At 33.8% G+C, this 21,962-nt stretch carries 14 protein-coding genes; 11 read left to right on the top strand and 3 right to left on the bottom strand.

Annotated features, from left to right (window positions below; translation table 11 throughout):
- The 4 genes from ERX46_RS08525 (at position 1) to ERX46_RS08510 (ending at position 5,119) form a co-directional block, all read left to right on the top strand.
- A complete protein-coding gene (locus ERX46_RS08525) occupies positions 1–1,461 on the top strand; it encodes a T9SS type A sorting domain-containing protein (protein WP_130093442.1) in 1,461 nt (486 codons plus the stop codon).
- A gap of 229 nt (positions 1,462–1,690) precedes the next feature.
- On the top strand, positions 1,691–3,469 hold the full coding sequence (locus ERX46_RS08520) for an autotransporter outer membrane beta-barrel domain-containing protein (RefSeq protein ID WP_130093441.1): 1,779 nt from the start codon (positions 1,691–1,693) through the stop codon (positions 3,467–3,469).
- Between the two features lie 3 nt (positions 3,470–3,472).
- Positions 3,473–3,955 carry a T9SS type A sorting domain-containing protein gene (locus ERX46_RS08515; protein ID WP_130093440.1) on the top strand — a complete coding sequence of 161 codons (483 nt, stop codon included), beginning with the start codon at positions 3,473–3,475 and terminating at the stop codon, positions 3,953–3,955.
- A gap of 300 nt (positions 3,956–4,255) precedes the next feature.
- On the top strand, positions 4,256–5,119 hold the full coding sequence (locus tag ERX46_RS08510) for a L,D-transpeptidase (protein ID WP_165366194.1): 864 nt from the start codon (positions 4,256–4,258) through the stop codon (positions 5,117–5,119).
- 32 nt (positions 5,120–5,151) lie between these two features.
- On the opposite strand, the gene ERX46_RS08505 is transcribed toward ERX46_RS08510, so the two are convergent.
- Positions 5,152–6,219 carry a response regulator gene (locus tag ERX46_RS08505; RefSeq protein ID WP_130093438.1) on the bottom strand — a complete coding sequence of 356 codons (1,068 nt, stop codon included), beginning with the start codon at positions 6,217–6,219 and terminating at the stop codon, positions 5,152–5,154.
- Positions 6,220–6,933: 714 nt separating this feature from the next.
- Between ERX46_RS08505 and ERX46_RS08500 the strand changes: the two genes are divergently transcribed.
- The 5 genes from ERX46_RS08500 (at position 6,934) to ERX46_RS08480 (ending at position 14,646) form a co-directional block, all read left to right on the top strand.
- Positions 6,934–8,094, top strand: coding sequence for a homogentisate 1,2-dioxygenase (locus ERX46_RS08500; protein ID WP_130093437.1), 1,161 nt, complete (start codon positions 6,934–6,936; stop codon positions 8,092–8,094).
- A 39-nt stretch (positions 8,095–8,133) separates the two neighbouring features.
- The gene (hppD, locus tag ERX46_RS08495; protein WP_130093436.1) at positions 8,134–9,294 is read left to right on the top strand and encodes a 4-hydroxyphenylpyruvate dioxygenase; all 1,161 of its coding nucleotides are present in this window, start codon (positions 8,134–8,136) and stop codon (positions 9,292–9,294) included.
- A 209-nt stretch (positions 9,295–9,503) separates the two neighbouring features.
- Positions 9,504–10,532 (top strand): hypothetical protein, encoded by a 1,029-nt coding sequence (locus ERX46_RS08490; RefSeq protein ID WP_130093435.1) that lies wholly within the window; start codon positions 9,504–9,506, stop codon positions 10,530–10,532.
- Entirely contained in the window at positions 10,522–11,802 is a 1,281-nt protein-coding gene (locus tag ERX46_RS08485; RefSeq protein WP_130093434.1) for a M28 family metallopeptidase, read from the top strand. Before ERX46_RS08490 ends, ERX46_RS08485 begins: the two co-directional genes overlap by 11 nt.
- Positions 11,803–12,051: 249 nt before the next feature.
- Positions 12,052–14,646, top strand: coding sequence for a T9SS type B sorting domain-containing protein (locus ERX46_RS08480; RefSeq protein ID WP_165366193.1), 2,595 nt, complete (start codon positions 12,052–12,054; stop codon positions 14,644–14,646).
- Between the two features lie 407 nt (positions 14,647–15,053).
- On the opposite strand, the gene ERX46_RS08475 is transcribed toward ERX46_RS08480, so the two are convergent.
- Entirely contained in the window at positions 15,054–17,345 is a 2,292-nt protein-coding gene (locus tag ERX46_RS08475; RefSeq protein ID WP_130093432.1) for a helix-turn-helix domain-containing protein, read from the bottom strand.
- Between the two features lie 403 nt (positions 17,346–17,748).
- Between ERX46_RS08475 and ERX46_RS08470 the strand changes: the two genes are divergently transcribed.
- Positions 17,749–18,738 carry a glycosyltransferase family 9 protein gene (locus ERX46_RS08470; protein WP_130093431.1) on the top strand — a complete coding sequence of 330 codons (990 nt, stop codon included), beginning with the start codon at positions 17,749–17,751 and terminating at the stop codon, positions 18,736–18,738.
- A 20-nt stretch (positions 18,739–18,758) separates the two neighbouring features.
- Here ERX46_RS08470 and ERX46_RS08465 read toward each other — a convergent pair whose 3' ends face one another.
- Entirely contained in the window at positions 18,759–20,300 is a 1,542-nt protein-coding gene (locus ERX46_RS08465) for a Fic family protein (RefSeq protein ID WP_130093430.1), read from the bottom strand.
- A 267-nt stretch (positions 20,301–20,567) separates the two neighbouring features.
- Between ERX46_RS08465 and ERX46_RS08460 the strand changes: the two genes are divergently transcribed.
- The gene (locus ERX46_RS08460) at positions 20,568–21,956 is read left to right on the top strand and encodes a hypothetical protein (RefSeq protein WP_130093429.1); all 1,389 of its coding nucleotides are present in this window, start codon (positions 20,568–20,570) and stop codon (positions 21,954–21,956) included.
- Positions 21,957–21,962 lie beyond the last annotated feature (6 nt).

The following is a 21,962-nucleotide window of genomic DNA, read 5'->3' as shown; positions in this document are numbered from 1 at the left end:
ATGAAAACAATAATAATTTATTTAGTGCTATTAAGCTCAATCACAATTCATTCACAAACTCAAATTGGTGCTGATATCAATGGAGAAATTGGAGATGGTTTAGGAGGAAGTGTAAGTTTGTCGTCTGACGGAGAAACAGTTGCAGTTGGAGCAACTGGTTACAATTCAGATACAGGTCTTACACGTGTTTACAAAAAAAGTGCAGGAGATTGGGTTCAAATGGGAAATGATATTATAGGTGAAGCAGAAATTGATAGGTTTGGAAGTAGTGTTAGTTTATCATCTGACGGAACAACATTAGCTATCGGAGCACCTGGAAATGATGAAAATGGTAATTCGGCAGGTCAAGTGAGAATTTATAAATTTGAATTAGGAGATTGGGTTCAAATTGGCGCAGATATTAATGCAGAAGCAATAGCTAATGATTTCGGATGGAGTGTAAGTTTGTCTGCTGATGGCAGCATTCTCGCTGTTGGAGCTCCTAACAATCATAAAAGCGGGAGTGTTTTTTGGTCGGGACATGTGCGTGTTTATAAAAATGTTTCAGGAGTATGGATTCAAATGGGGGATGACATTGATGGCGAAGCGGGCAGCGATTATTCAGGATGGAGTGTTAGTTTATCATCCGACGGATCTATAGTAGCTATCGGAGCAAGAGGTAATGGCGAAAATGGAATTAACGCTGGGCATGTTCGCGTTTATAAAAATATTTCAGGAGTATGGATTCAAATGGGCGATGACATTGATGGCGAAGCCGCAGGTGATTATTCAGGATGGAGTGTTAGTTTATCATCAGATGGAGCAACAGTTGCAATCGGAGCAACTTTAAATGACGAGAATGGAAATAGTTCTGGTCATGTCCGTGTTTATGAATTCGGTTCAGGAGTATGGGCTCAAGTGGGTGATGATATTAATGGAAAAGCAGCAGGTGATAAATCAGGACATAGTGTAAGTTTATCGTCGGATGGAAAAATAGTTGCTATTGGAGCAATTCAAACCATAGGATATGAGCCAGGTTATGTGAATGTGTATATGAATATTTCAAATGTTTGGACACAAATAGGTGTTGATATTTATGTCGCTGGAAGTAACGTTGGTGGTTTTGGATATAGTGTTAGTTTGTCATCCAACGCAAATACAATAGCGATTGGCACACCTTCTAATAGTAGCAATAGAGGTAGGCTAGCTGTCTATGATTTAACCGAACTTTATTTAAATGTTTCGGATCACTATTTATCCGAAAACTTCACCGTATTTCCCAATCCAGTAGATAACCTTTTGCAAATGCAATTCACAGATAATTTAGAATATAAAAAAGCGGTTATCTATAATTGTTTTGGACAATTGATATTACAAAGTGATGCTAAAACTATAGACGTAAGTGATTTACGATCTGGTATTTATTTTTTAGAAGTTGAAACCAATAAAGGGAACAGTATTAAAAAGATTATTAAAAAATAATAGGAACATACTAGTGCTGTAATTCATAAATTCCATCGCTTATTTCACTCCTTTTTCCCTTTATACTTCGTTAAAATTTTAAACCATAACTAATGCTATGATTGAAAATTTTGCCTTGTCTAAAGAAAAAATGAAGCAAAATTTAAGCATCGCTATTTATGAATTACAGCACTAGCTTGATTTTTAACGCAAAGAACAATTCAGATGATTAACAATTAAAACAAATACCATGAAAAATATATTATTTTATTTAGCCTTATTTTTAGTTACAAGTAGTTTATTTGCTCAGCAAGGTATAAACTATAAAGCCATTATTCTGGACAACGGCACTGTATTGCAAAACCAAGTGGTTCAAGTACAGTTTAGTGTTCTTGAAAACGGTACAATCCTAGAATACAAAGAAACGCAAAGCGCAACAACAGATGCCAATGGAATTATCATTTTAAGTATTGGTGAAGGTACTCCTGTAAGCGGATTATATGACGACATCGGTTGGTATAATGAACTGTTCTTAAAAGTAGAAATAGATACAGGGAGTGGATATGAAGATTTTGGAACTACTGCATTTAAGACTGTTCCCTATGCTATATATGCCGAAAACGGTAATGGTGCGAAAAAACTAAATCAACTAGCAGATGTTAACGGCGATCTCACATCTTTGTATTTAGGTAATTATTCCGGAACATCAGAAATTGGTGGTAATTTAGATAATTCAGCTCTTGGTAATTACTCACTTAAAGAAAATCTTAATGGAAGTGGTAATAATGCTATAGGCGTATTTTCGCTACAAAACAATACAACAGGAAGTTATAACACAGCAAATGGAGCAGGGACTCTTTATAATAATATATCTGGTACTAGAAACACCTCTTTAGGTGCCTATTCGGGCCATAATAGCATAGGTGATAGCAATGTTTTTATTGGCTACAGATCAGGATACAACGAAACAGGAAGCAGCAAACTTTACATTGAAAACACAGATAGCAACACGCCTCTAATAGGAGGAGATTTTAACACAAACGAAGTAACTATTAACGGTTCTATTGCCATTATAGATGGAACAGAAGGAGCTGCTAAAGTTTTAACTTCTGATGCTAACGGAAAAGCAACATGGGAAGTGTTAAGTACAAGTTCAGTTGGTCAAATTAACGATTTGTCTAACGGTAAAACAGATACCTATTCAGTGTTTTTAGGAAATCAATCTGGTGATGCAGACGATGGTGATAATTGGAATACAGCAGTAGGAAATAGTACATTAACATCTAATACTTCAGGTATAGGAAACTCTGCCATAGGTTATGGTGCTTTGTATTATAATACTGCAGGTTTAAGTAATGTAGCAATTGGTACTCAAACTTTATTGCAGAACCAAAATGGAAATAGTAACGTGGCCATAGGCAACGAAGCGCTACGTTTTAATGTCAATGGAAATGAAAACATTAGCATTGGTCACAAAGCGGGTTTTGAAACTTTAGGCAATGGAAATATTTTTATTGGTCACAGATCGGGTTATAACGAATTAGGAAGCAACAAATTATACATCGAAAATTCAGATAGTGGAATCCCTTTAATAGGAGGAGATTTTAGTGCGAACCAAGTAACTATTAACGGAGCACTTAATGTTACAGGAAATGTTACAGGAAATGTTGCGGGTGATGTAACAGGTGATTTAACAGGTGATGTTATTGGTAATGTTGATGGAAACATAACGGCAACACATTCAGGAACTGCAGATATGAAAGCCTATTTATTTGGTTCAGTGGGAACTAATGGTGTTACTTTTGCGGCATCTTCTTCAGATGGGTTTACTTCAATGCTAATGGGTACAGGAGATTTCAAAGTCTCTTCAACGGGTTTAGTATCCTACACAGTAATAGCGACCATGAGAGATGGATTTATTGGGTTTATTACTGTTGATAAATTTGCACATGAGTTTCGTATAACAACGTATAACATTTCTGGTGCAGTCGAAAACAGAGCGTTTGATTTTGTAGTATTTAAAAAATAAATTATGAAAAAATTAGTCACAATAATAACATCGTTCGTTGTAACAGTAGGTTTTAGTCAAACCACTATAATTAAAAGTAGTTTAGACAGTGGTGGCGCCTCGGTAATCAACGGAACTAAAACTGTAATTTATACCTTAGGAGAGGTTGCAGTGCAGGAAACAACTATTGGAAACATTCACATTTCCGAAGGGTTTTTAGGCCCAAATATAATTGGAACCTCAGATTTAGATAATTATTCGCCATTGGAAGGATTGAACATTTACCCTAATCCAACAACTAATTTTGTAAATATAGATTTTAAAAAATCAGATATATACGAAATCAGCTTATACAATATTAACGGAAAACAAGTTTTCACAATTAAAACAGATCAAACAAATACGCAACGGTTGAATTTAGAGAATTATAATAATGGAACTTATCTATTGGTTGTAAAAAATAATAATGAACAATCCTTTAAAACCTTTAGAATCATAAAGAAATAAGATTTTCTGTTGATTTATTCAGTTTTTAGAATAGTTCAGTTAGATAAAGTCAAAACATCCTATTTGTAAAAGTTGTTTCTGCCGATGTTCTGAAAATAAAACAAGACAGATTTCCTCTTCGTACCAATGAATTAATTGGAACGAAGAGGAATCTCTTTTTTAGCTACCTTATAGGTTTCTATCATTATTGTTGTGAATAATCCATAAGTTTACGAGAGAAACACAAAGTACATAAATCAGAAAATGATAAAGACTAGAAAACAATTTTTTAATCACCTACGATATAAAATATTCGTTGTATTGAGTCTATTTATTTTAATACAATGTACTTCGGAGTCCCCAAAAGCAATTCATTTATTAGAGAAGAAAAAATTAGAAACACAATCGGATACCACAGCCGTGAAAATTCCGTTGTTGCCTCAGGTAAATTATCACCTGATTTCTACAAAAGATTCAAACGATTGGCTTATGTCTTTGCCACCTGGAGATACACTTCAAGCACTACTTGTACTTAATAGAATTGACCGAAAGAGTTTGCTAAAACTTGATACGCTTGTTTTTCCAGATACAGTTGGAGTTGGAATTGCATTATATTCTCCCTTTCCAAAAAATGTGGCTGAACTTAGCACTATTCATAAAATCCTCTTCATTTCCTATTATGCCCAGGCATTTGCTGTTTATGAAAACGGTAGTCGAATAAAGTGGGGACCAGCAAGTCTTGGTAAGCAAGCTACCCCTACACCAACAGGTCTGTTTTCCACAAATTGGAAATCCAAGAGGACAATCTCAACAGTAAACAAATCATGGGTGATGGATTGGTATTTTAACATAGCCAATTTTCAAGGAGTTTCAATGCACCAATATGCACTTCCGGGTTATCCTGCTTCACATGCATGCATTCGTTTGTACAATGAAGATGCATACTGGCTCTATAATTGGGCTGATGAATGGATTCTCGATCAGTCCAATATCTTAGTTTATGGAACTCCTGTAGTTATATTTGGTAAATATCCCTTTGATCAACGAAAACCATGGTTGTTGCAGTCTGAAAACAACATAGCATTAACTATTACAACATCTGAACTGATTGCAGTTACACAAGAATTTCTCCCAGCCATAATGGAGCGTCAAGCAAAACGCGACTCAGTGGAATTCCATTTGTAAATATCTTGAGTTAAAAACAGATTATTCACACTTTATCCATATAACGCAATGTGTTTAAGTGATTTTTTATCTTCTACTCTTATTTTACTGCTGTGGTCAATAGTTATTAAACCTTCTTCCTTAAAATCCGTTAGTCTTCGTATGGCAGTTTCAGTTGCGGTACCAATAAGTCCTGCAAGATCTTCTCTGGTTATACTAATGTCATTTCCTTCGTTCATGGTTAAAATACGTTTGCTATGTATCTTTAATATTATTTTTGCTAAACGCTGTCTAACTGTTGAATAAGCTACATGAAGAAGTTGTTCTTGAACGTCCACTAAATTATTAGAAACTAAACTCACAAATTTATTGGCAATATCTTTATTTGCATGAATCAGTGTTGTGAAATTTAATTTAGGAATTTCGTAAAGTTCAACATCTTCTAAAACTGCCGCAGACTCAATATAGCTTCCATTATTTGATAATAACGAAAGTTGACCTACAAAATTCCCAATACTGTACAATCCTGTTACAAATTCTTTTCCTTTTTCTGTTGTCTTATATGTTTTTAGTGCACCACTTTTTATAAAATACATGAAATTGGCAGAGTTGCCTTCCATATAGATTACATCTCTCTTCTTATATTCTTTCAGTGAATAGTTTTTAGTCAAGTGATCTAAATCTAAATAGTTGGAGGCAGCTTCTATAAATTGCGAAACTCCTTCAATGGTTTGAGAATACTCCTTTTTTAAAAAGTCATGCTTTTTAAATCTACTTTCTATAGCTTCAATTAAATCGGTGTCACTAAAAGGCTTCGTCAAATAATCATCTGCGCCCAAACGCATTCCTTTACGCCTGTCGGTTTTTTCTGCTTTTGCCGTGAGAAAAATAAAAGGAATACTTGCCGTATCACTCTTTTTACCTAATTGGCTCAGAACTTCATAACCATCTATTCCAGGCATCATAATATCACATATTATAACATCAGGATGTATTTTTTTTGCTTTTTCAAGACCAATTTCACCGTTTTCGGCCGTATAAACTTTGAAGTTGGCAAGTTCTAGAATTTCGGTAATGTTTTCGCGTGCATTCCTATTGTCTTCGATAATGAGTATCTTCATCTTCTTTTGCAGTATAGTGTTTATTATTCATAATATTTCAACCCAGAAAGTTGAAACTTTATTTTAATTTATTGCTGTTAAGCGTTAATCTATAGCATTTTTGTCAAATGCGTATTTATTGAACCAGACAATAGATTGTTGGGCACGTTTGTTATACCTTTCGTATAAATATACAAAAAAACACTTTAATATTGCTTATAAAAAGTGTAATCCTCCTTTGAGATAATATTGATTTATTATTTCAGCAAATGATGCCGGTTTCAATCACACTATTACTGACTTTTTCTTTCTTATTAATTTAAAAACTAAATAATTCCGTGCTTTACTTTTGAATATCAGTCATTTAAATATTTTTCATACTAGTAGCTAATGTGACTGTTTAATTCGATAGTAACTCATGAGGAAACCCTTTTGTGCTATTTGAGACACTCAAGGAATTCTTTCATCACATGATGTGTTAGAGTCGGAGAATTCTCTTTTTTGTCTAGTCGCAAGAAATGTTTAAAATGTGAATTCTAAGAACATCAAAAGAATACTTTTTTAAGCCGTTTGATTTTTATATATTTGTGTGAATTAAGAATTTTACTTTTATGAATGTATTCGGAAGTTTAAGTAACAAAAGAAAAGCATTGTTGAAGCGCAATCCAGAATGATTTCGTTCTTAATTACTTGTCTACCTAAAAATCATATCAATTCATTTTAAATTTCAATTTTATGCCGTTTTATTCAAAACTTGGTAAAATTCCTCATAAAAGACACACCACTTTCAAAAAAGAAGAGGGTGGATATTATTATGAGCAGCTTTTTGGAACAGAAGGTTTCAGCGGAACAGCATCACTAATTTATCACGTTCACCGTCCAACAATGGTGAAAGAAATAGGTGAAACCATAGATCTTACGCCTTATGCAGCAGTAGAAAAGTCTGTAAGAAGTCAAATGCTAAATGGTTTTAATGTAAGATCAGAAGAAGACTTCTTGGACAGTAGAAAAATAGTAATGTTTAACGATGACTTAAACATTGCATTAGCTTCTCCTCAAGAGTCAATGAAAAATTATTTCTATAAAAATGCAGATGCAGATGAAATGATTTTTGTGCATGAAGGAACAGGAACATTGAAAACAATGCTCGGAAATATTCCTTTTGGACCTGGAGATTATTTAATTGTGCCTAGAGGAATTATTTATCAAATTCACTTTGACGGAAAAGAAAACCGCTTATTTATAGTGGAATCTTTTTCTCCAATGTACACGCCTAAAAGATACAGAAATGAGTTTGGTCAATTACTAGAACATTCTCCATATTGTGAGCGTGATTTTAGAGCGCCAAGCGAACTAGAAACCAATGATGAGAAGGGTGAATTCTTGATGAAAATCAAAAAGCAAAACGTTCTTCATCATTTAACTTATGCCTCTCATCCGTTTGATGTCGTTGGTTGGGATGGTTATAATTTCCCTTATGCAATCAATATAAAAGATTTCGAACCCATCACAGGTCGAGTTCATTTGCCGCCACCAATTCATCAACAATTTGAAGCGCATAATTTTGTAATTTGTTCATTCGTTCCGCGTATGTACGATTACCATCCAGAGGCAGTTCCAGCTCCGTACAACCACAGTAATATCGATTCAGATGAATTGCTTTACTATGTTGACGGTGATTTTATGTCAAGAAATCATGTGGAAAGAGGATTTATTTCTTTACACCCGATGGGGATTCCTCATGGGCCGCACCCTGGAGCGATGGAAAGAAGTATTGGTAAAAAAGAAACGGGCGAAACAGCAGTTATGGTGGATACTTTTAAACCACTTAAATTGACGCAAACAGCATTGGATATTAGTGACAAAGATTATGCTTACAGTTGGTTAGAAGATTAATAAATAAGGAAAAATATAAACAATCATAAAAATATTGCAATGGCAAAAGATATTAAAAATGTAGAGTACGGATTAGAGAAAATATTTGAAGGAGCACAAGATTTCCTACCTTTATTAGGGACTGATTATGTTGAGTTTTATGTAGGGAATGCAAAGCAAGCAGCTCATTTTTATAAAACAGCTTTCGGATTTCAATCACATGCTTATGCAGGATTAGAAACTGGAGTAAAAGACAGAGCATCTTATGTTTTGAAGCAAGACAAAATTAGAATTGTATTGACAACAGCTTTGAAAAGCGATTCAGAAATTGGAGAGCATGTAAAAAAGCATGGTGACGGAGTTAAAATCGTTGCTTTATGGGTTGAAGATGCACGTAAATCATACGAAGAAACGATAAAAAGAGGTGCTAAATCTTTCATGGAGCCAAAAGTGGAATCTGATGAGCATGGTGAAGTTGTTCGTGCTGGTATTTATACTTACGGAGAAACTGTTCACATGTTTGTTGAGCGTAAAAACTACAAAGGTGACTTCCTTCCTGGATTTAGAAAATGGGAATCTGATTATAACCCAGAGCCTGTTGGATTGAAATTTATTGACCACATGGTGGGTAACGTTGGTTGGAATGAAATGAACGTTTGGGTAAAATGGTATGAAGATGTAATGGGGTTTGTTAACTTCCTTTCGTTTGATGACAAGCAAATTACCACTGAATATTCTGCTTTGATGTCTAAAGTAATGTCAAATGGTAATGGTCGAATTAAATTCCCAATTAACGAGCCAGCTGAAGGAAAGAAAAAATCTCAAATTGAAGAGTATTTAGATTTCTATGAAGGATCAGGAGTTCAACATATTGCTGTTGCAACTGATGATATTTTGAAAACGGTTAGTGAAATGCGTGCAAGAGGAATTGAGTTTTTGAGTACGCCTCCAAAATCATATTATGATGATGTGCCAGTTCGTTTGGACAAACACGATCACAAATTACAGGAAGATATCGATCAATTGAGAAGTCTTGGAATTATGATTGATGCTGACGAAGAGGGTTATTTATTACAGATATTTACTAAGCCAATTGAAGATCGTCCAACTTTATTCTTTGAAGTAATTCAGAGAATGGGAGCGAAAGGATTTGGAGCTGGTAACTTTAAAGCATTGTTCGAATCTATCGAGCGTGAACAAGAATTGAGAGGAACTTTATAATCCTTGTTATTTAATGTTTTAAACACCTTCTTTCATGTTTTGGAAGGAGGTGTTTATTTTTATACCATTCAAAGACCTTATTCTTAATTGGGAATGGTTTTGATATAAAGCCGACATATATTTTGAAGATTTAAGACTTTTTAGTCTAAATCGTACTAAAATAATAATCGGTATGACTATTTTTGAGACACAATTTATTTTATCATTATATGACTTCATTCGATACCCTTCAGTCCATTAGTTCTCGATTAAATGAGCTAACAAGTCAACTTTCAACTTCTAAGTTATCTAAGGAAGAATTAGTAGAATTTGAAACACTTTCCAGAAAACTCTATGAAAGAGCTGTTATTTTGAATTACAAAGCAAAGGAAGAAAGTGTTTACGGAAAATCGACGGATAAAGTAGCGAATCCGATTTTACCTTTTTTAAATAAAGAAGAAGAGGTCGAGCCTATTGAAACCAAACAACCTCTTGCTGAAAATTATATGGAAGCAATAGTGGAGCAGCATGAAATAGTTGAAGAAGAGGAGGAGATCATAGAAGAATATAAATCTGAGGAAGTAGATTCTGATATTCACGAGGAATCAACACCTGAAAAGGCGGTGGTTAAAGATGATGGTAGAGTTCAATTTGATTTTTCTGGAGGATTTGATACTGCGAAAGTAGCAGAGAAGTCTGCTCATGAATCAGAAACAGTTGCTGAGAACCTGAATAACAAGAAGGAAGAGTCAATTAATGAGATCGTTGAAGATATTCAGGAAGTAGAACCAAAGGTTGAAGTAAAAAAAGCTGAAATTTCTGAACCAATAACTGAAAAGGAAGCGCCAAAAGAAGAAAAGATTAATGAGTCGATAGCTCAAAAAGAAGAGACCTTAATTCAAGAAAAGCCAAGTACTTCTTTGCATGAAGTGTTGCAAGGAGGTGATGATAAAACAGCTTCTTTTTATGCACGTTTTTCAAAAGCAAATAAAGAAGCAAGAGGTGATAGATTAGGAACTTCAAAAATAAGCTCTTTAAAAGGGGCTATTGGTTTAAATGACCGTTTGCAGTTTATCAATGAGCTTTTTGATGGTGACTCCAATTTATACAACGATACAATTGATCAATTAGATCGACTTGAAAGTAACGAAGCATCATTAAAAAAACTGAGTGAAATTGCAGCGCATAACAACTGGAATAAAGAAGACTCTTCGGTTGATGAATTTGGACATTTTATAACAAGAAGATATGTTGACTAAAACGGTTTTGCTTTTTCTGGGGATTTTAATTTCATTTTTGACATTTGGTCAAGAAGAAAAAGCAAGACGGATTACAGAAGTGCTGTGCAGCGATTCACTCTATGGAAGAGGTTATGTAAATAACGGAGTCAATAAAGCAGCCGATTTTCTTTCAGCTGAATTTCAAAAAGCGGGACTACAACCTTATTTTAGGAATGATTCTTATTTCCAATCTTTCCAACTTGATGTCAATACTTTTCCAGGAAATGTAGAAGTAAAAGCAGATGGTGAAATTTTAAAGCCAGGAATCGATTATTTAGTTGATGATGCATCAGGGTCTTTTGAAGGTGAATTAAATTTAGTTGAGGTGGATACGAGTGTTTTATCACAATCTCATTTACTAGATCCTTTGGTTGAGCAAGTAAGAAACGGTGAAAAAAACGGATTTTATATTGACCTCACGGGAATGTCACCTCAAGCAACTTACTCTGCTGTTCATCAATTTAATTCTTTAGCTGTTTTGGGAGCTGTTGTTTATTCAACGGATCAGAAATTTACTTGGTCGGTAGGAAGAACTCAGTTGAAAAATCCTGTTTTACATGTTAAGTCGGGCAAAATTGATGCTAAAACGGTATTAAATGTCAAAATAGAAGCTGAATTCATCAAAAATTTCGAAAGTAAAAATGTGGTTGGATATCTTCCAGCAAAAAAGAAATCGAGAAAAGCAGAAACAATTGTTTTCACTGCACATTATGATCATTTAGGTGGAATGGGAACTTCTCCTGAAACGTATTTTCCCGGTGCAAATGACAATGCCAGTGGAACAGCGATGTTGATTTCTATGGCAGATTATTTTGTTGAGAATCCAAGTCAATATAACATCGTGTTCATTGCATTTGCAGGTGAAGAAGCTGGTCTTGTTGGTTCAAAATATTTCGTGGATAGTAAATCTATGAACTTCTCCAAGATTAAATTCCTGCTAAACCTCGATATTATGGGAAGCGGTGAGGATGGGATTACTGCCGTAAATGGACGAATTCATAAAAAAGAGTTCGATCAATTGAAAGCCATTAATGAGGAGAAAAATTATTTAAGTCAAGTAAAATCCAGAGCTGAAACAGCCAATAGTGATCATTATCATTTCCATGTTAAAGGAGTTCCTTCGTTTTTTATTTATACGATGGGTCCTAATATAAACTATCATGATGTTCATGATACTTATGAAGAATTGACTTTTGCTGCTTATAATAATATTGTGAAACTACTTGTAGATTTTGTTGAGCATCTTTAATGTTTAATAAAGGTTTTTCTAATCCAAAGATCGAGTTTTTATCCTTCCTTATGCATTTTAAACCAAAATAAGCAAATCCTAATAAGGAGTTTTTATTACTTTTTGTACCCTTATTGTCCTACATATCTCAATGTTAATCAATAGTATGTCTAATGCTGTAGTCCATTTGTAGTCCTAATTAATTTCACTAATAATAGTAGAGGTTATATATTTGTTCAACTTTGGTGAAACAAAATTACTATGAAAGCTATGAATAAATTACTTTGTTTATTGTTGATTGCTTCTTCCTCCTTTTTAGAAGCACAAATCTCTCCAGGAGGTGTTGGAACAGTTGGACTAACATCTTGGTTTAGGGCAGATGATTTGGCCGCTGGAAATGTAACCACTTGGACAACACAATTTCCAACTGGAGCAGGAGCTGTTTCCGTAACGGATGCACAAGCACCATATCCACAATTAGAAATTACACCAACGGGAAATATTTCTAATTATAATAGAACAATCGCTTTTTTAGGAAATTCTTATGCAGGTCAAAATATTGGAACGGTTCAAGGATTAAATAACCCCAACCCACCAACTTTATTAGCGAATATAAATGCCAATGATCAAGGAACTTATTTTTGTTCTTATTATATGCCAGCACCTCTATCAGCTAATGGTCATTTTACACTTTATAATTCTGGAACCACAGGAATACAGTGTAGAAATCTTAATGCCAATGGAAGAATAGCAATTGGATTAGGTTCGTTTAATTCATTAAATGCAGCAAGAGACTGGACTGAAACCAATACGCCTAATATTATTTCATACAAAGGAAATCGCTCAAATGCATCAAGTTTGAAAGCATATAATAAAGGAGGGCTAATTACTAATAATGTGGCATCTCAATCTACTGGAGCAACAGGTTTGTATTTAGGATATAACCCTGGAGAAGGAACTTCTGCCTACAACGGATATATGCATGAAGTTTTATTTTTTAATAGAGATCTTACAGATTTAGAAATGAGTAAAGTTCATACTTATTTGGCGATAATATATGGAGTTACTTTAAAAAATCAAGGTGGAGGAACAAATGGAGATTATGTTGCCACTGATGGAACTTTGATTTGGGATGCCAGCGTTAACCCAGTTTATCATAATGATGTTGTAGGAATCGGAAGAGATGATATTGAAGATTTATACCAAAAACAATCTCATAGTTTTGATGATAAATTTAGAATTTATGTTGATGCACTTGCGATATCAAATGAAGGTAACATTGGTGTTATTAATACTGATATTTCTTATGTGACTGTAGGGCATAATGCTGCTAATTTATGTGGTTCCGTTGCATCAAATACAGAGGCTCCAAGTCCAATTTCTTCACGTTTAGCACGTGAATATAAAGTAACAAACTCTGATTTTAATCAAAATTTTAATGTAGATATTCTTTTAGAACCTTGTACTCCCATTGCCAACATAGATTTGTCAAAAATCAGATTAATGGTTGATTTAGATGGAGATTTTTCTGACGCTGATCTTTATTCTCAAGCCAGTGGAATTGTATTTAGTGAAAACAATGGAAGATTAAGTGTTTCGGGGATTTCTACAGCTCAGATTCCGATGAACAGTACACGTTATATAACGATTGGTTACTTAGACGAAAGCTATCAAATTATTGAATCTAGTGGTCCTGTATGTGAAGGAGAAGATGCTTGGGTAATTTTCGAAGTTTTAAATGCAACAAATCCAGTGGATATAAATTATACCGAGGGTGCAAATCAATTTACCGCAACAAATATTTCCACAGGTGATACTTTGTTTTTCTCGCCAAATACAACAACGAATTACTCATTTACTCCTTTCTCGAATATCATAAATTGTTGTGGTGCAAACAATCCACAAGTATTCAATCAAGTGGTGAATCCTTTACCATCAATAACATTGGATGCTTTTGACAATACACCATGTGAAGGAGATTCAATCACTTTGACGGCAAGTGGCGGAGATACTTATTCTTGGGATAATGGTGTGACGAATGGAGTTCCATTTATGATAAATACAACTGCAACTTATCAAGTAACTGTTATTTCTGCATTTGGTTGTGAAAACACTTTAGATACCTTAATTGAAGTGAATCCAAATCCTACAATTTCTTTAATTGATGAGGTAAATGAAGCTTGTGTTGGAGATATGATTGCTTTTACTGCTGATGGGGCAGCAACTTATGAATGGTCACCAATTGTCACTAATGGAGTGCCATTTCCAGCTACCGAAGGAACTATCAATTTTCAGGTAATTGGAACAGATGTTAATGGTTGTAAAGATACATTAACGACTTCAATTTTTGTTTATCCTTCACCAATAGCTGATTTTATACCAGATACAACTTCAGGAGTTGCTCCCATGACAATTAATTTTGAAGACAATAGCAGCAATGCGATAGATTATTTTTGGGATTTTGGAAATGGAAACACTTCAGATTTCCCAGGTGATGAAAATCAAACGTATGAAAATGGAGGCGTTTATCCGGTAACATTGGTTGTGCAAAATGGAATTTGTACTGACACCGTTTCACGAATCATTAATTTAGAATCAGGAGATATTTATGTTGTTCTTCCAAATATATTTACTCCAAATGGAGATGGAGACAACGACTTCTATAAGGTAACTTCTGAAAATGTTGTTTCAATTGAAGGATTTATACTCAACCGTTGGGGAGTTGAGGTATATACTTTCGATTCAATAGATTTTAAATGGAATGGTGACAATGTTAGCGATGGAGTTTACTTCATAAAATATTCTGCCAAAGGCAAAAACGGTGAAAACATAGAGGGGCATGGATATATTCATGTGACAAGATAAAATATTAAAGGTGCATAGTAGTAGTGTAGTTTCCGTGAGATTTTGGAGGGGTTATTCTCTCCGAGGTCTCACGGTTTTTTTTATCGAATAACACTGCTACATTGATGCTTTTAAAATAGAAGAAGTGATTCCTCTTGCTAAACTCCCCCTTTTTGAACGTATAAATCCATGAAATCGTCATTCTAAAAACCTATAAAATTTTTGATTTTTGGATTGAAGAATTTATTTTAATACACTTAATAACAAGTGATTATATGGGTTAAGATATTTACATTAAAGTTGTGGTAAATCCTGTGAATTAAACAGGTAGCCCTTTCAAATAATTGCTATTTAGCTGGTTAGTCCTTTAATTTACTTAATCTATAAAATTCAATTCTTAAATCGCCTAAAGTAGTTATAAAGCTTTACTACTTCAAGTTTCCACCATAATAAATTCTCAATTCCTCCCATGAAATACTTTCCCCGACAAGTTCTTTAGCTTCTGATAATGTAGTTTCAATTTCTGTTCCCAGTTTGTCTTTCAAAATTTCAATTTTCTCTTGATCAATGACGGCGTCTATTTCGATCTTCTCATCTTTTACAAGTCTAGCCAAATGATTGTAAATTGTTTGCTCTGTTAGCACTCTTTTGTCCGCAATTTCTTTAACTGCCCAACCTTTTTCGAACATTACTAAGGTTTTGTCAAATGTACTTTCTTTAGGTGTTTTAGATTTTGTCTTTTTCTTGGCTTCAACTTTTTCTTCAAAGAAATCTTCTAATTCTCCCAAAGTTGGATTTTCACGGCGAATTTCTTCTTTTACTACTTGAATTTTTGCAATCTTAAAGTTACGAATCTGATCGTCCCAAATGTTTTCTTTCGACAATTCTTTTCCGTTGTAGAGGTTTTGAACCAGTTTTCTTGATTTCTTTAAATCGATGATCACATCCGTCAATAAATCGTCTAATTCTCCTAAATCCTCTGAATATTGTTTTACACTTGATTTTTTACCTAGCAACAAAAGTTGTTTGATATTTCCTCTAAATATTGGCTCTAATGTCTTCATAAAATAATTATATGCCGCTTCATAACGCTCATATAAAACTTCAATATCCATTTGATCTGGCTGACAAATCTTAATCAATTGAGACCTGAATTTTCGAGAAGGCTCCAAAGTACTCATCAATGCATTGATTTGATCTTCAAACCAAACTTTGTTTTTTGCCATTTCACTTCTTGGACCAGCAGTTTTATGAGCTACCTCATGTGCCAACCAACGACTCACCATAGCATCCCAATTGAAGGTTTTTTGTAATCGTTTTTGCAAATATAAAACCGTTCCTAATTCTAGTTTTCGCGTTAAAAGTTTTTCATCCGCTTTGTTTTTAGCATAATCGACTACGTTTTGGTCATTTCGCAATCCATTTAAACGAATTGGACTCATCAATACCAATCCTTTTAATGAAACTAAACGCGATAGTCCAACATAAGCTTGACCTGATGCAAAAACATTAGACAAATCCAGAACAGCTTTTTCAAAAGTTAAACCTTGACTTTTATGAACCGTAATTGCCCAAGCTAATTTTAGTGGGAAATGAACAAAAGTTCCAATCACCTCTTCTTTTATTTCTCCAGATGCTTCATCTAATGTGAATTTTACATTTTCCCATTCATAAGGTTCAACAGTAATAGTCAGTTTTTCTTCTGGGAAAGTTACCCGAATTTCGTCTGCTGAAAGTTCTGTTACGCGTCCAATTTTACCATTATAGTAGCGCTTTTCATGAGACATGTCATTTTTGATGAACATCACTTGAGCACCAATTTTTAATTCCATTGTCTTTGGAATAGGGAACATGTGATCTGGAAACTTCTTAGCTACCTTAGCATCATAATCTCTCGTTTTACCGCTTAATGCTCTTAAAGCTTTGTCATTTATTTCATCCGCTTTTGCATTGTGCGTCGTCAAAGTAATAAATCCTTCATGCTTTGTTGAATCGAAATCTGGTTTTACGTAATTGTTTAATAAAGCTACATTTTCATCAGAAATGTGATTATTTCGCAAATTATTCAATAATTCGATGAATTCTGGATCATTTTGACGGTAAATCTTCTCTAATTCAATGTAAAGTGGTGGTTGTTCTTGAATAACTTGAGCATTAAAAAAGAAACTTCCTCTATAGTATTTATCTAAAGTTGGTTTTTCTTCTCTTTTTACAATTGGTGGAAGTTGCATTAAGTCTCCAATGAATAAAACTTGAACTCCTCCAAATGGTGTGTCATTTCTTCTGACTTTACGCAACATAAAATCCATAGCATCCAATAGATCTGAACGCAACATACTTACTTCATCGATAATCAATAATTCCAATTTCAGAAAGATAACTTTCTTCTTTTTGTTCATATTGAAATGCTGTTGCAAAGTCGTTTTGGTATTGAATTGCGTTCGTTGTCCAACAAATGGAGGCTGACCAAAATCTGGAATAAAAGCAGCAAAAGGCAATTGAAAAAACGAGTGAATTGTAACACCACCAGCATTTAGAGCAGCAATTCCCGTAGGTGCAACGACTACAGTGTTTTTGTGTGTAGAATCAATAATTTTCTTGAGTAAGGTAGTTTTTCCTGTCCCCGCTTTTCCTGTAAGAAACACAGAATGATTGGTTTGGTTAATGAACCTTTCTGTAAAATCTGCCGGTGACTGAATGTCGATTGTAATTTGCTTCATGATCTTAAAATTTCTGCCCTCGTAATTTGAGAATGCTAAGTTAGTGGTTGGTCAGAGATACAGCAAGATTAACTCTGTCTAATTCTGACTATTCTAAATTAAGATAGTGAAAAAGTTAATTAGAATGCAAGTGTTTTTGAAAATAAAAGTTTTTTGGGAGGAAGAATGACGTGGAGATGATTGGAAGAAAGACGCAAAGATTCGCAGAGGAACAGAGCGCTGCATTGAGCTTGTCGAATATGGTACGCAAAGCAGTTTGTACGTAGGGGCGGTTTGTAACCGCCCCTATAAATTGCAAACCGTCCAAATCCATACATTTTGTTTTATTGAATCCGAACTTTACTAAGTCAAACAATTCGTAATTCGTAATTCATCCATTCGTAATTTCTAATTACATTTGCACATGACCAAAATTCTTGTCATTCGTTTCAGTTCTATTGGCGACATTGTTCTAACAAGTCCAGTTTTGCGTTGCATTAAGGAACAGCTTCCGAATGTGGAATTGCATGTTTTAACAAAAAAACAATTCTCAGATCTTTATTCTACCAATCCACATGTTGATTTTGTGCACGAATGGGGAGAGGATAATCATCTTGTTTTAGCAGATTTGAAAGTTGCTGGGTTTGATTACGTAATCGATTTACATAAAAACTTACGGACTTCAAAAATCAAGAGTAATTTACGAAAAGAGAGTTTTTCTTTCCCAAAACTGAATGTGCAAAAATGGCTATATGTGAATTTCAAATGGAATTTAATGCCCGATATTCACATTGTAGATCGTTATTTTGAAGCGGTCAAACCAATAGGAGTAAAGAATGATAACAAAGGTTTAGATTTCCGTATAAAAATCGACTTTATTTCGTTTTCTAAACGCTTTCCAACGAAAGGAAAATACCTTGCAGTAGCTATTGGTGCTCAGTTTGCGACCAAAAGAATGCCTGCTGAACAAATGAGTGAAGTTTTACGCGATATTTCTCTTCCAATTGTAATAGTAGGAGGTCCAGGAGATCGTGAAGAAGCAGAAAAAATCAAGCAATTATTACCGAATCAAAATATCAACAATACTTGTGGTGGACTTTCAATTCATGAATCAGCACAAGTGGTAAAAGACGCGCAATTGTTGATCACCAACGACACAGGAATGATGCACATTGCATCTGCTTTTGAATTGCCAATTGTGAGTATTTGGGGAAATACAGTTCCAGACTTTGGAATGTATCCTTACAGACCTCAATCACCAAATTCTTATTCAATTCATGAAGTAAAAGGATTGTCTTGCCGACCGTGTTCGAAAATTGGATTTTCAAAATGTCCGAAAAAACATTTTAAATGTATGGTAGACCAAGATATTGTGGGGATAAAAGCACAGATTGAGACTTTTTTGAAGGGTTAAACCTTTGATTTAATAAGGATTTAATTCGTTTGCATTATCGATAGAAATAATTCTTCTATTTGCTTAACTTCTGAATCGGTTAAATTGTCAAAGTCATTTTCTTTCGCTCGATTTGATAACCTACCTTCATTTTGTTCTAAAAACCTTACGAGTAAGGCCACAATTTTATCAGGCATCTCAAACTCATCATCCAGTATTCTTTTAAATTCGTCATATTTTGTGAGGTAAGAAACCTCATTTGGAATAATGATTTCAATTGTTTCTTCAACGCATTTATATAGAAATTCAGCTACTTGTGTTGCATCGAAATATCTATAATAGTCAATCGTATCATTAATAACTTCAACATTGTTATCTTTTGTGATTTCCCATTTAATAAATCCTAATACTGGATGTGAATAAGATTCAAGCACATTTCTGTAGTCAACTATATTGTTTAAAATAGCTGCTGATACGGGGAAAACAATACCCTGGGGAGTAAACTTTTTTGTGGCCAACAAATGATGAATCAAATACCGATGAATTCTGCCGTTTCCATCGAAAAATGGATGAATAAACACGAAACCAAAAGCTACGGATGCAGCAGCCAATACAGCATCAAACTTATTATTTATAAATAATTTGTTTGTATCAGTTAAACCATTCATTAATTGATTTAAATCACTCCATTTTGCAGAAATATGATCTGGTAATGGTTCTCCGGTAAGTCTATCATGATCGCCTATAAAACCTCCTTTTTCTCTAAATCCCATTTTAGTAAATCTGGAACTTTCAATAACAACCTGCTGTAATCTGACCAACTCTTCCTTTGTGAGTTCGTTTACACCAGCTTGACCTATGGCTTGACCCCAACGAGCGGCTCTTTTACTTTTAGGACTTTCTCCTTCAATTGAAAAAGAAGCTTTTGAATCTTTTAATAACATAAATGCAGAAGCTCTCTGAAGAACGTCCTTTCTTATTTCTTTTAGATATTTACTATTCTGACTAGAGAAATCAGCGGAAAAATAGTTTTCTAATTTTTCAGTTTTTCTAATTAATGGACAAAAATCAATAGTACCTGGTAGGTTGTTCATAACTCTAAACCGGCTCGTTTTTTCTCCTTTTGGAATGGAGTATTGTAAAGACGAATCTACTGCGTTGACATAGTTTCCAATTGTCAAATCTTCAATTGGTAATTCTTTATTAAGTAACCATTCATATAAAAACCACAATCTTTTACTGTATTGGCCTGTAGGCTCTTCTTGGAATAATTTTATGGCATCTTTTTCACTTAGATTTTCGAATAATATTTTTAATAATAACAAATTCACTCCTTCATATTTTAGTGCAAATACAAGGTGCTTAAATAATGTGTCTTCAGGTTGGTGTCGCGCGGTAAAAACTTGCCAATTCCTTTCGTTGTACTTCCTGTTTTTGAAACTAATTAATGATAATATATCAGGTAAAGGGACGCTTAAATTAAAACGCTCCATTAAGGCTCCATAACCAACTAAAACCCCTTCTTCTGGAGCAGTTCTACCATGGAAAATTTTCACCTTTTGTGAAATGTGATTATAATTCATGTGTTTTTGTGAAAAATGATTATTACTTGTGAAAAACAGTTATTTTACGGTGGTTTTTATGAAAAACGATTATTCAAAGATAGTCATAAATTAATCAATTCTGTGAAAAACGATTATTTCCTGTGAAAAATAGTTATTTTCAAGGTGTTTTTGTGAAAAGTGATTATTTCTCTTGCTTTATAAAACCTTCTCTTCCCTTTATCAACCTAAAATTTAATATGATTTAATTTCATAGTTTTACCACCTTATAAATCCTTACGGAAAGTCATGTTGAAATCTATACAAAATAAAAGTACTGATGTTGAGGTCATTGATATCATCACTCATTTATTCTTCTTCTTATTGATCATTTTGGCCGTCTTTTATAGAGAAGAAAGATTGATGGCAGATGCTTCCTACTATTTCTTTAGGGTTGTAAACAATGAATCTTTTTGGGTTGAACATGATCGATATATTTTAATTCTATCCCAAGTCGCTCCTTGGATTGGAAGTAATCTTGGACTTAAAATGGAAACCGTAGTTTTGATTTCTTCCATCGGACATGTCTTGTTTTTTTATAGTTTGTATCTCATAACACGCTATGTTTTTAATGATGTTTATGCCGGTCTCATCCTGCTTTCTATTCAGTTCTTAGGCATCTCGTCAGGGTTTTTCGTTCCGATTTTCGAATTCTATTATGCAATGGGACTATTGGTGCTGTTTTATGTGATTTTCAATAATTCCAAGCATAAATTCAGACATTTTATATTAATCATTTTAGCTTTCTTTATTATAACAGCTCACTTCTATGCGATTATCTTACTTGTCTATACGCTATTGATTTACGCATTTGAAAAGAAGGATTTTAAGATTAAAAAATATTTACCTTACATCATCATGATTGTATTGTTTATCGTTCTCAAACCTTTCGTAATAAGTGATTATGAAAAAGCAAAATCTGCAGACTTTCTAAGCAGTTTGAGCAACAATGTTTATGATTTCAAATATTTAAAATCTTGGTTATCATACATTGCAATCAACTATTGGGATTGGGCGCTTCTGGTTTTTTCTACAATCACCGTAATGATTTTAAAAAGGAAATATATGCTTTTATTAGGCTATACACTTTTCCTTATTGGACTTATTATAATGGTGAATGTTTCGTCCTATGGATTTGGTTTGTCTCGTTATAAAGAACAAGTGAATTTCTCACTTATGTTTATTTCCGGATTTACTTTTGTCTATTGCATTTCTCTTTTTTCTACAAACTTTTATAAATACACTCTCCTCGGATTAATTTCTGTGGTATTTATGTTTAGGTTTTATTCAATTTGGGATACTGGAAAACAGTTCACTTATCGTTTAGATGAAATGAAAAATATAATCGATATTTCACAGGAGAGAGATGGAACTAAATTCATTGTTAATCAAGAAAAGTTGATGTATGATGCCAATTGGTCTTATCCGGTTGAATCGCTCATTTTTAGTTCTATTCATAACGAAAAGTGTGTTTCAATAGTTATAGATGACGATTATTATTTCTCAAATAACAATAATATAATAAAGCCAACGGAATATATGTTTAGAAGATGGGAAATCTATGATCTTTCAAATTTGAATGCTAATTATTTCAATTTAGATGAGTCTGAGTATACTAGAATTGAAATTAGAGAGTAAGTTATT

Source organism: Brumimicrobium glaciale (assembly GCF_004152935.1).
In the GTDB taxonomy this organism is placed as follows: Bacteria; Bacteroidota; Bacteroidia; order Flavobacteriales_D; family Crocinitomicaceae; genus Brumimicrobium; species Brumimicrobium glaciale.
The sequence above is the reverse complement of the archived record's forward strand: the minus strand, read 5'-3'. Positions and strand labels throughout refer to the sequence as shown.